Below are 11,533 nucleotides of genomic sequence, written 5' to 3'. Positions count from 1 at the left end.
AGAACAAGCTGACGATGCCCGAGTTCCGCAAGCGCCTGGAACAGGATGGCATGGTCTATTCGCAGTTCCGCAATGAGATTCGCAACGAGATGATATTGCAGCGCTTGCGTGAGCGGGAAGTCGACAACAAGATACAAGTGTCGGATGCAGAAATCGATACTTATCTGGCGGCGCAAAGCGGCCCTGCTGCCAGCGTTCCGCAGGAATTGAATATCGGGCAGATCCTGATACGCACTCCTGAAAACGCATCGCCACAGCAACTTGCCGAGAGCAAAAAGCGCGCAGAAGAAGTCGTGGCGCAATTGAATGCAGGTGGCGACTTTGCCAAATTGGCCAGCGCATATTCGGATGGAACAGATGGTTTGACGGGTGGCGAACTGGGCTGGCGCAGCCAGGATCGCTTGCCGCAATTATTTGTCGATGCCACAGCCAATTTGCAGCAAGGGCAGATTGCGCCACTGGTCAAAAGCGGCAAGGGTTTTCATATCCTGAAGTTGCTCGGCAAACGCACGCCCAGCGTGTTGCGTGCAGGAGCAGCTTCCAGCACCACTGCAGCTGCCACCGTCAAACAGACGCATGCCAGCCATATCCTGATCAAGGTGAATCAGGTTGTCTCGGCCGCAGATGCACGTCGTAAATTGACGGGGATCAAGCAGCGCCTCGATAACAAGGCAGCGACATTTGAAGAACTGGCGCGCCTTTTTTCCAACGATTTCTCGGCCTCCAAAGGTGGCGACCTCGGCTGGATTTATCCTGGCGACACGGTGCCGGAATTCGAGCGTGCAATGGATGCCTTGCCGGTCGGTGAAGTGAGCGAGCCGATAGAATCGCCGTTTGGCTATCATTTGATACTCGTCAAGGAACGCAAGAGCGACGATGTCTCGCAAGAGCGTCAACGCATGGTGGCGCGGCAGACCCTGCGCGAGCAGAAACTGGAAGAAGCAACGCAGGATTGGTTGCGTCAGGTGCGTGACAGTGCCTATGTTGAATACCGCCTGGAAGAAAAATAATGTCCTTCATGGTGCGCGGGTGCCGTGAGTAAGCGCCCGACAATTGCGATTACCTGCGGCGAACCGGCCGGCATAGGCCCCGAGATTTCGATCCGGGCTGCATGGGAATTGCGTGCCGATGTAAAGAGCGTATTGATAGGCGATGCCGCATTTCTGGCGATGATAGCCGCCGACATCAATCCCGCCATCCGTTTGTCTTCATTGTCCTTGCAGGCGGTGCGCAATAGCGGTTTGCCGGCGTTCCCGCGCGACCAGATTACGGTCATTGACTGCCCGCTCGCAGCGCACGTCGCGCCCGGCAAGCTGGATCCGCGCAATGGCCGTTACGTCCTGCAGACGCTGGATATCGCGATAGACGGTGCGATGCAGCGCTGGTTCGATGCGATCGTGACCGCGCCGCTGCAAAAAAGCACGATCAACGATGCCGGTGTGCCCTTCACTGGCCACACGGAATACCTGGCCGATAAAACAAATACCGCTCAAGTCGTGATGATGCTGGCCACCAACGCCACGCCGCAGCCTTTACGCGTGGCCCTGGCCACCACGCATCTGGCCTTGAAGGATGTTGCGGCCGCGATCACGTTTGACAGCCTGGCCGGGATAATTGATATCCTGCATGCAGACTTGCAAAAGAAATTTGGCATCACCCAACCGCGCATACTCGTGACCGGCTTGAACCCGCATGCAGGCGAAGGCGGCTATCTGGGGCGGGAAGAAATCGACGTCATCACGCCCGTATTGCAGGCAGCACAAGCCAGGGGTTACGATGTGCGCGGCCCGTATCCGGCCGATACATTGTTCCAGCAAAAGTTGCTGGAACATGCGGATTGCGTGCTGGCGATGTACCACGACCAGGGCTTGCCGGTACTGAAATACGCCAGCTTCGGCCTCGGCGTGAATATCACGCTGGGCTTGCCGCTTATCCGGACCTCGGTCGACCACGGCACTGCGCTCGATCTGGCCGCTGCAGGACTGGGCCATGCCGATCACGGCAGCATGCTGGAAGCGATACGCGTGGCGGCGCAAATGGCTGCTGCGTCCCGCTCTACTGCCGCAACCACCCGCTGATTTATTCGGCGCTCACATACGATCAATGAAACATATTCCCCGCAAGCGCTTTGGCCAGAATTTCCTGACGGACGACACCGTCCTGCACAACATCATCCGCGCGATAGATCCGCAGCCGCAAGACACGATGGTCGAAATCGGCCCCGGCCTGGCAGCGATGACGAAACTGCTGCTGCAAGGTGTGAACCAGATGCACGTGGTTGAACTGGACCGCGACCTGGTCGAGCGCCTGAAAAAGAACTTCGATCCGAAAAAGCTGATCGTCCATTCTGCCGATGCATTGCAATTCGATTTTTCCAGCATCCCGGTGCCAGCCGGCAGCAAGTTGCGCGTGGTGGGTAATTTGCCGTACAACATTTCCAGCCCGCTGCTGTTTCATCTGGCCGAGATGGCGCCGCATGTGCAGGACCAGCATTTCATGCTGCAAAAGGAAGTGGTCGAGCGCATGGTGGCTGGACCCGGCAGCAAGACCTATGGTCGCCTGTCTGTGATGCTGCAATGGCGCTACCGGATGGAATTGATGTTCATCGTACCGCCGACTGCATTCGAGCCGCCACCGCGGGTGGAGTCTGCCATCGTGCGCATGATCCCGATCGCGGAACCCTTGCCGTGTGATCAGGGCAAGCTGGAGCGGGTGGTATTGAAGGCATTCTCGCAAAGACGCAAAGTGATACGCAATTGCCTGGCCGGGATGTTCACTGAAAGCGATTTGCTCGAAGTCGGCATCGATCCGCAGTTGCGACCGGAAACCATCCCGCTGGCGCAATACGTTGCTCTGGCCAATCGCCTCAAGGACTGAAACGTCGGTATTCGGCAGCATCGTGGATCCGGCAGGAAATGCCTGATCGGCATAAAATCAACGCTTCATTTCATCCAGCGAGAATACACATGCGCATACTACACACGATGCTCCGCGTCGGCGACCTGCAACGCTCTATCGATTTCTATACCAAAGTGCTGGGCATGAAGTTGCTGCGCAAGACGGAAAATACAGAATACAAATACACGCTGGCCTTTGTCGGTTACGGCAGCAATCCGGATCATGCCGAGCTGGAGTTGACCTACAACCACGGCGTGGACAAATACGAGATGGGTAGCGCCTACGGCCACATTGCCATTTCAGTAGACGATGCCTACCAGGCGTGCGCAGAGGTGAAAGCCGCAGGCGGCAATGTCACGCGGGAAGCTGGTCCGGTGAAAGGCGGCGATACCGTGATTGCCTTCGTCACCGATCCGGATGGTTACAAGGTCGAGCTCATAGAACGCAAGGATAGTTAACGGCGTGAGCGAGCTCGCTCAACGGCGACTGGCCTGCATAGGCCTATCCTAGAAGATAGGCAGTGTCTCCGGCGCATGGTCGCGCAGGGCTTTTTTCGCGGCCGCAAATTCCGGGAATACCGATTGCACCGTGGCCCAGAAACGCGGGCTGTGGTTCATTTCTCGCAGATGCGACAGCTCATGCGCGATCACATAGTCGATCAGCGGCAGGGCGAAATGCACCAGGCGCCAGTTCAGGCGTATCTTGCCATCGGCGGTGCATGAACCCCATTGCGTCATGGCCGATGACAACGCGAATGACTGATAACTGACCTCCAGTTTTTCTGCATAGACCGGCAGGCGTTCGGCAAAAATGCGCTTGGCTTCCAGCTGCAGCCAGCCTTGCACGCGATCCTTCAATTGCTGTTCGGCGGCATCGCCCGGCAGGCAGACGGTCAATTCCCGCGCTTCGGCGTCATGCAAAATTCCGGCTGCTTGCGTCGCAAGTATGCGCAGGGTGATGTCATTGCCCAAGTAGGGCAGTGTGCCGCCGTCGCGCCATTCCATTTGCGGCTGCAAACGACGTGCCGAACGTTCGCGCCGCTCCGTCAGCTTGGTAAATATCCAGCGCTGTTTTTCACGAATTGCATTGTCGATTTCAGTCAGGGTCACCCATTTCGGCGCCGTGATGCGCAAGCCATCGTCATCGATCATGAAGCCGATGGAACGGCGCTTGGAACGAACCAGTATGTAATCAAGGCTGTGCTCGCCGACATGGACGCGGCGCTTGCCCGGCGGTATCGGTGTTGCGGCATCGCCTGTTGCCGGCGACGCGCTTTGCTGCAGCAGCGAACCCGACGTATGCTTGGGTGCCGGATGATCAATTTTCGGTTGCGATGAAAAATCGGACGAAAAGAAATCAAGCTGCAGCGCAAGCTGTTGCGGATCCGGCGATGTGTGACGAAGCAGCTTCAAGGATAGATGGCCGTTATTGTTTCTGTGCTGGTTCAGCGGGATAGGCGTCGGGTGAAATCACCCGCATTTCCGATTCTATCCAATTTTCGACTTGCTGCATCAGTTCGACTGCATTCAAGCCCTCCGGTGAGATCGGCTTGCCGATGGAAACCGTGACCAGTCCAGGTTTCTTGATGAATGAATTTTTTGGCCAGCATTCACCCGCATTCAAGGCGATAGGCACCACCACGGTATTGGTTTCGACTGCCAGGCGTGCGCCGCCACCCTTGTAGCGGCCGCTCTGGCCGACCGGGATGCGCGTACCTTCCGGGAACATGATGATCCATTGGCCATCTGCCAGGCGCTTCCTGCCTTGCACGACGACTTGTGCGAACGCATCCTTGCCCTTGTTGCGATCGATGGGGATCATGCGCAGCAAGCCCAGCGCCCAGCCGAAAAACGGTACGTAGATCAATTCCTTCTTGAATACGAATACCAGCGGGCGCGACATTTTGCACAGCAGGAAAATGGTTTCCCATGCCGATTGATGTTTCGACAGCAGGATCACCGGCTGATCGGGCAGGTTTTCGTATCCCTGGATTTGATAGCGTATGCCGCACAGCACCTTGGCGAGCCAGATAACGAATACATTCCAGCGCGACGTGACGAAATAGCGCTTGTTGTAGGGCAGCGGCGCAACCAGGAAACATACGCAGGCCCAGACAGGTGTGACGACCAGCAGGATCAAGGCGAATAGCAGCGAGCGCAAAAACAAAATCGGATGTGACATTAAAACTCCAGGTGAAGGTTTGCGCATGCGCTACGCAGTGTGGACGAGTGCAGGCGCTTTCAGCAAATGATCGACCACGGCTGCGAGATTGGGATAGCTGGTCGTGCCAGGTGGCAGGCCGCCTTTTTCGATGGTCTTCTGGCCTTTGCCGGTCAATACCAGGTAGGGCGTGCAGCCGACGACAAAGCCGGCTTGCAGGTCGCGCAGCGAGTCGCCTATCATCGGCAAGCCCTTCAGGCTTATATCGAAGCGACCAGCTATCGAGTGCAGCATGCCAGGTTGCGGTTTGCGGCAATCGCAACTTTCATCGGCGGCATGCGGACAAAAGAAAACGGCATCGATTTCCGCGCCTACCGATTGTGCTGCTGCATGCATCTTCTGATGTATCGCATTCAGGGTCATCATGTTGAGCAGTCCGCGTGCGATGCCTGATTGATTGGTGGCGACGACCACGCGATAACCGGCCTGATTCAGGCGCGCAATCGCTTCCAGCGAGCCGGGTATCGGGATCCATTCAGCCGGTGATTTGATCAGCGTTTCCGAGTCATGATTGATGACGCCGTCGCGATCAAGGATAACCAGTTTCATCGGATCACCTTTTAATGGGGATGGCATGATCTCTCCTGATTAAAAAGCTGGCGTGTCGCAAAGCGCACGATGCGCATGCATCATGCGGCCAATTTGGAAATGTCGGCAACCTGATTCAGCATGCCGTGCAAGTCTGCCAGCAAGGCCAGGCGATTCTTGCGCAGCGCGGCATCTTCGGCATTCACCATCACGTTGTCGAAAAAGGCATCGACGTCATTGCGCAACTGCGCCAGCGCCTTCAGCGTTGCGGCGAAATCGCCGGCAGCGAAAGACGCCTCCACCTTCGGCTTCAGCGATGCAATCGCGGCATGCAGGCTTTGTTCCGAGGCTTCCTGCAGTAAGCCCGGCTCGACCTTGCCAGTCACGCCTTCGGCCTTTTTCAGGATATTGGTAATGCGCTTGTTGGCGGCCGCCAGCGATGCGGCTTCCGGCAATGCTGCAAAAATCTGTACCGCATCCAGCCGCTCGATGATATTGGCCAGCGTGTCCGGCTGTTGCGCGACGACGGCTTCGATTTCATTTTGTGCGTAGCCGCGTTCGCGCAGCAAACCGCGCAGGCGATCGAACAGGAAGGCGCTGACGTCGGCGCCCGGATCCTTGAAGTTGCTGTTGCCGCTGAACAGCGATGCGGTATCGCGCAGCAATGCCGCGAGCGAAAGCGGCAGGCGTTTTTCCACCAGCATGCGCAGGATGCCGAGTGCATGGCGCCGCAACGCGAAGGGATCGCGATCGCCGGTTGGCTGCAAGCCTATGCCCCAGATGCCGACCAGTGTTTCCAGCTTGTCTGCGAGCGCGACGGCGATGCCGGTGTGCGTTGCAGGCAGCGCATCGCCGGCAAAGCGCGGCTGGTAATGCTCGGATGCGGCTTGTGCCACTTCTTCATGCTCGCCATCGTGGCGTGCATAGTAAGTGCCCATGATGCCTTGCAGCTCAGGGAATTCGCCAACCATGTCGGTCAGCAAATCAGCCTTGGCCAGCAAGGCGCCGCGCTCTGCCAATGCGACGTCGTAAGCCAGCGAATTGGCGATTTTCCCGGCCAGTGCCTGTACGCGCCGTGTGCGTTCAGCCTGCGTGCCCAGCTTGTTGTGATAGACGACTTTGTCGAGTCCGGTGAGGCGCGATTCCAGCGTCTTCTTGCGATCCTGATCGAAGAAAAATTTTGCATCGGCCAGACGCGGGCGCACGACGCGCTCGTTGCCGCCGATCACGGTGCTTGGATCGGCCGGGCGGATATTCGATACGATCAGGAACTTGTTGCTCAGATTGCCCGCACTGTCGAGCAGCGGGAAGTACTTCTGGTTCGCCTTCATCGTCAGGATCAGGCATTCCTGTGGCACCTCGAGGAACACTTGCTCGAACTGGCCGATCAATACATTCGGGCGCTCGACCAGGCCGGTGACTTCATCGAGCAAGGCGGCATCTTCAATCGGCGTCAGATTGCTGCCGGCCTTGGTCGCGGCAGCAGCGAGCTGGCGCACGATTTCGGCACGGCGCTCGTCAAAGCTGGCGATCACTGCGCCTTCAGTGGCAAGCTGGGCTGCATAGGTGTCTGCATGGCGGATGAACACCGGGTCGAGGCCGGCTTCGAAGCGGTGACCATGCGTGGTATTGCCGGCAGTCAGGCCGAGTACGGAAACGGGAACGATATCGGCTCCGTGCAGCGCGACCAGGCCATGCGCAGGACGCACGAAATGGACCGTCTCCCAGCCATCGGCCAGTTGATAGGCCATGACTTTGGGGATAGGCAATTTTGCCATTGCTTCTTCTATCGCTTTTTGCAAGCCTTCCGCCAGCGTTGCGCCCGTCACGACGCTGTTGAAAAACAGTACCTCGGTCTTGCCGTCGGATTCACGTTTGAGCTCGGCGACTGCTGATTCATCCGTGCCCAGCGCTGCGAGTTTTTTCAGCAGTGCCGGTGTGGCCTTGCCATCGGCAGTCAGGCCCACGGCGACCGGCATCAGTTTTTGCATGACCAGCTTGTCGTCGGCCTGCGTATCGACTTGCGTCAGATGCACGCCCAGACGACGCGGCGAAGCAAAGTGCGTCAACACGCTGTCGTCGGCGAGCAGGCCTTGTGCCTTCAGCGATGCCTGCAGGGTTTGCGCAAACGCATCGCCGATTTTTTTCAGCGCCTTGGGCGGCAACTCTTCGACAAACAGTTCAACTAATAGATTTCGATTGCTCATTGTTATGCCGCTTCCTTCTCGATCTGGGCCAGCACTTCGGCGGCATGTTCAGGTTTAGCCATGGGGAAGCCGAGGCGGGCACGGCTGTCCAGATAGCTGCGGGCGACGCTGCGCGCCAGATTGCGTATGCGGCCGATATAGGCTGCGCGCTCAGTCACCGAAATGGCGCCGCGTGCGTCGAGCAGGTTGAAGGTGTGGGCCGCTTTCAATACCTGTTCGTAAGCGGGCAATGCCAGCTTGTGCTCGATCAGGTTGAGCGCCTGCTTTTCATGCGCAGCAAAAGCGGTGAACAGGAAATCGGCATCGCTGTGCTCGAAGTTGTAGGTCGATTGTTCGATCTCGTTTTGCTTGTAGACGTCGCCGTAGGACAAGCCTTCGGTCCATTTCAAGTCATAGACATTGTCCACACCTTGCAGATACATCGCCAGGCGTTCGAGGCCGTAAGTGATTTCGCCGGTGATCGGTTTGCAGTTGATGCCGCCGACTTGCTGGAAGTACGTGAACTGCGTGACTTCCATCCCGTTCAACCAGACTTCCCAGCCCAGGCCCCAGGCGCCCAGCGTCGGATTTTCCCAGTCGTCTTCGACGAAGCGGATGTCGTTCTGCTTCAAGTCAAAGCCGAGCGCTTCGAGCGAACCCAGATACAGTTCCAGGATGTTGGCCGGGGCCGGCTTCAGCACCACCTGATACTGGTAGTAGTGTTGCAGGCGATTCGGATTTTCGCCGTAGCGGCCGTCTTTCGGGCGGCGTGATGGCTGCACGTAGGCGGCGCGCCAGGGTTCAGGTCCCAGTGCGCGTAAAAAAGTCGCGGTATGCGAAGTGCCGGCGCCGACCTCCATATCGTAGGGTTGCAGCAGCGCGCAGCCTTGCGCATCCCAGTACTTCTGGAGCGTCAGTATGATTTGTTGAAATGTGAGCATTTTGTTTGAATTTTTGCATCGTCCGCCAGGGACGAGGGCAGGGTTGCCGAAACCCTAGATTTTAACGGGTTTTAGCGGCTGCTAGGGGTTTTGCGCGCAAGATACCAGGCGGCGATCAGCATCGCGCAAGCCAGCAGCACGATCGATGCATTGCCGAGCAAAACATAAGGTGTGAGCCCGCCATAGCCTTGCACCGAGGCTGTCAGCACGCCGCGTTCAAATGGCTGGAGTTGGGCAATGACTTTACCGTCTGGATTGATGACGGCAGTGGCGCCGGTATTGGTTGCGCGCAGCATCGGCCGGCCGGTTTCTATGGCGCGCATTTGCGAGATCTGCAAATGCTGCGGCAAGGCGAACGAGTCACCAAACCAGGCGATATTCGATGCATTCAACAAGAGGCTGGCCACTGGATTGCCGGAGAAATAACTGGCCGACAATTGATTGGCGATTTCCTCGCCGAACAAATCTTCATAGCAGATATTCGGCAGCACCCATTGGTCCTTGACGGCGAACGGCATTTGCAATGCATCGCCGCGCGTGAAATCGCCGAGCGGGATGTGCATCATGTCGACAAACCAGCGGAAGCCGAACGGAATGAATTCGCCGAAAGGCACCAGATGATGCTTGTCGTAACGATAGATTTTGGGCGTCGCACGGCTCGCCTTGGCGGGGGCAATGCCGATCACGCTGTTGGCATATTGCTGCGGCCCGTCGCTGACCGCGATGCCGATCGCAAGATGGCTGTTCGATGCGGTGGCGTATTCGGCCAGACGCGGCAGATAGTCGATAGGTAATTGATGCGCCAGCAGCGGCAAGGCGGTTTCCGGCGTGGCGATCAAATCGGCAGGCGCGGCACGGATCATGTCTTCATACATGGTCAGCGTGGTATCGGCGTGTTCCGCATCGAACTTTATTTCCTGCGGCACATTGCCTTGCAGCAGGCGTACCGAAATGGGCAGGCCATGCGGCGCGGTCCAGTTGACAGTTTTCAGGCCCGCGCCGGTGGCAAGTATGGCGACGAGTAGAAACAGCGCGGATTTTTTAGTCGGCAGCAAGACCAGGCAGGCAGCCAGCAATGCGGCGAGCCAGCCCAGGCCATACACGCCTATCAGGGGTGCGAAGCCGGCGAGCGGACTGTCTACATGCGCATAGCCGGATGCCACCCATGGAAAGCCGGTCAGCACCCAGCCGCGCAGCCATTCGGAGAGCGCCCACAAGGATGGCAACACCAGCAACAGCATGCTGGTCGTGGATGGCTGTCGACGGCGCAGGATCCAGACTGCCATGCCGCTAGCCAGTGCAAAAAATGCCCCCAGCAAGATAGCCATCAGCGCCACTGCCAGCCCAGCCATTGGCGCCGGCATGCCGCCGTACTGGTGCATGCTGATATACAGCCAGTAGACGCCGCAGGCTGACCAGCCGAAGCCGTATGCCCAGCCTGTCAACACGCCGGATTTGATCGATGGCGCCTGCAAGAGTAAATGGAATAACAGCGCGAGTGCGACGATTTGCAGCGGCCACCAGGCAACTGGCGCGAACGCGAAGACATTCAGTGCGCCGGCAAGCAGGGCGACGAGCGCTGCCTGTGTAGGCGCGAGACGAAAGAAGGCTGGCTTGCTCACGCGGCCTGGCAAGAGTGGGCTACGCAATGATGGCGCGCGTTCATTTTGGATCAACTCTCAAGCGCATCCTCGCTGCTTGTAAAAGGCAGTTTTTCCAGCAGCAAGACATGGATTTGCCGTGCATCGGCACGCAGTATTTCGAAGCGCAAATTGTCGATCTCGACGATCTCGCCTTTGTGCGGCATGCGCGCCAGATGATTGGTGATAAAGCCGCCTATCGTGTCGACATCCTGATTCGATAATTCGGTACCCAGTGCTTCATTGACTTGCTCGATTTCAGTCAATGCCTTGATGCGCCAGCGCGGGCCGTGTTCGCCAGCCTTGATGGCGAGGATGTTGTCTTCTTCCTCGTCGAAATCATATTCATCTTCGATGTCGCCGACGATCTGCTCCAGTACATCCTCGATCGTGATCAAGCCTGCCACGCCACCGTATTCATCGACGACGATAGCCATGTGATTGCGCTTGGCGCGGAAATCGCTCAGCAACACGTTCAGGCGTTTGGATTCCGGTATGAAGACGGCGGGGCGCAACATTTTTTGCACATTGAACGACTCTTCCGCGTAGTAACGCAGCAAGTCCTTGGCCATCAGGATGCCGACTACCTGGTCGCGTTCGCCTTCGATGGCTGGAAAGCGCGAGTGTGCGGTTTCCAGCACCATAGGCATCCATTCTTCTATCGGCTTGGTGATGTCGATCACATCCATTTGCGAGCGCGGCACCATGATGTCGCGCGCCGACAGATCGGATACCTGGAACACGCCTTCTATCATCGCAAGCGCATCGGCATCGATGAGCTTGCGCTCGTGCGCATCGTGCAATATGGCCAGCAGTTCGCTGCGGCTTTCGGGCTCGGGGGATATTAATGCGGTCAGGCGTTCAAACAATGAGCGGTGCGGTTTTGCCTCGCCGGATTTGCCGCTGTGGGAATGCTCTTGCATAGGGCGAAAAGCCGTTACTGGTGGTGGTTTCAACAAGTTTCAGGATACAACAAATTTGTGTGATTCAAGAAATGCAGCGCATTGCGTCTCTGCTCTATGGCAACGCTGTCGCAGCATCATGCGTTAATTCATGCTTCGATTCATGTTTCTACATACGGGTTCGGAAAGCCGAGCGCAGCCAGGAATTCTATTTCCAG

At 57.5% G+C, this 11,533-nt stretch carries 11 protein-coding genes; 4 read left to right on the top strand and 7 right to left on the bottom strand.

Annotated elements, in window-relative coordinates; translation table 11 throughout:
• The 4 genes from Q7T06_RS13195 to gloA form a co-directional block, all read left to right on the top strand.
• Positions 1–1,010 (top strand): peptidylprolyl isomerase (locus Q7T06_RS13195; RefSeq protein WP_304785264.1); only part of this gene is annotated, 1,010 nt, incomplete at its 5' end.
• A 24-nt stretch (positions 1,011–1,034) separates the two neighbouring features.
• Positions 1,035–2,078: a 4-hydroxythreonine-4-phosphate dehydrogenase PdxA gene (gene pdxA / locus Q7T06_RS13190; protein ID WP_304785263.1), complete on the top strand. Its 1,044-nt coding sequence runs from the start codon at positions 1,035–1,037 to the stop codon at positions 2,076–2,078.
• A gap of 25 nt (positions 2,079–2,103) precedes the next feature.
• Entirely contained in the window at positions 2,104–2,877 is a 774-nt protein-coding gene (rsmA, locus tag Q7T06_RS13185) for a 16S rRNA (adenine(1518)-N(6)/adenine(1519)-N(6))-dimethyltransferase RsmA (protein WP_304785262.1), read from the top strand.
• 89 nt (positions 2,878–2,966) lie between these two features.
• Complete coding sequence (gloA, locus tag Q7T06_RS13180; protein WP_304785261.1) at positions 2,967–3,356, top strand: lactoylglutathione lyase; 390 nt, start codon at positions 2,967–2,969, stop codon at positions 3,354–3,356.
• Between the two features lie 48 nt (positions 3,357–3,404).
• On the opposite strand, the gene Q7T06_RS13175 is transcribed toward gloA, so the two are convergent.
• The 7 genes from Q7T06_RS13175 to Q7T06_RS13145 all read right to left on the bottom strand — a co-directional run bounded on the left by Q7T06_RS13175 (position 3,405) and on the right by Q7T06_RS13145 (position 11,336).
• Entirely contained in the window at positions 3,405–4,310 is a 906-nt protein-coding gene (locus Q7T06_RS13175; RefSeq protein ID WP_304785260.1) for a M48 family metallopeptidase, read from the bottom strand.
• 13 nt (positions 4,311–4,323) lie between these two features.
• On the bottom strand, positions 4,324–5,079 hold the full coding sequence (locus Q7T06_RS13170; RefSeq protein ID WP_304785259.1) for a 1-acyl-sn-glycerol-3-phosphate acyltransferase: 756 nt from the start codon (positions 5,077–5,079) through the stop codon (positions 4,324–4,326).
• A gap of 30 nt (positions 5,080–5,109) precedes the next feature.
• Entirely contained in the window at positions 5,110–5,667 is a 558-nt protein-coding gene (gene gmhB, locus Q7T06_RS13165) for a D-glycero-beta-D-manno-heptose 1,7-bisphosphate 7-phosphatase (RefSeq protein ID WP_304785265.1), read from the bottom strand.
• 80 nt (positions 5,668–5,747) lie between these two features.
• Positions 5,748–7,853, bottom strand: coding sequence for a glycine--tRNA ligase subunit beta (gene glyS / locus Q7T06_RS13160; RefSeq protein WP_304785258.1), 2,106 nt, complete (start codon positions 7,851–7,853; stop codon positions 5,748–5,750).
• Between the two features lie 2 nt (positions 7,854–7,855).
• Positions 7,856–8,773 carry a glycine--tRNA ligase subunit alpha gene (gene glyQ / locus Q7T06_RS13155; RefSeq protein WP_304785257.1) on the bottom strand — a complete coding sequence of 306 codons (918 nt, stop codon included), beginning with the start codon at positions 8,771–8,773 and terminating at the stop codon, positions 7,856–7,858.
• Positions 8,774–8,844: 71 nt separating this feature from the next.
• Positions 8,845–10,395 (bottom strand): apolipoprotein N-acyltransferase, encoded by a 1,551-nt coding sequence (gene lnt / locus Q7T06_RS13150; RefSeq protein WP_304785256.1) that lies wholly within the window; start codon positions 10,393–10,395, stop codon positions 8,845–8,847.
• Positions 10,396–10,445: 50 nt separating this feature from the next.
• Entirely contained in the window at positions 10,446–11,336 is an 891-nt protein-coding gene (locus tag Q7T06_RS13145) for an HlyC/CorC family transporter (RefSeq protein WP_304785255.1), read from the bottom strand.
• Positions 11,337–11,533 lie beyond the last annotated feature (197 nt).

The sequence above is a fragment of the Herminiimonas sp. genome, assembly GCF_030645555.1.
In the GTDB taxonomy this organism is placed as follows: Bacteria; Pseudomonadota; Gammaproteobacteria; order Burkholderiales; family Burkholderiaceae_D; genus Oxalicibacterium.
This window is presented reverse-complemented; position numbering and strand designations above follow the sequence as displayed.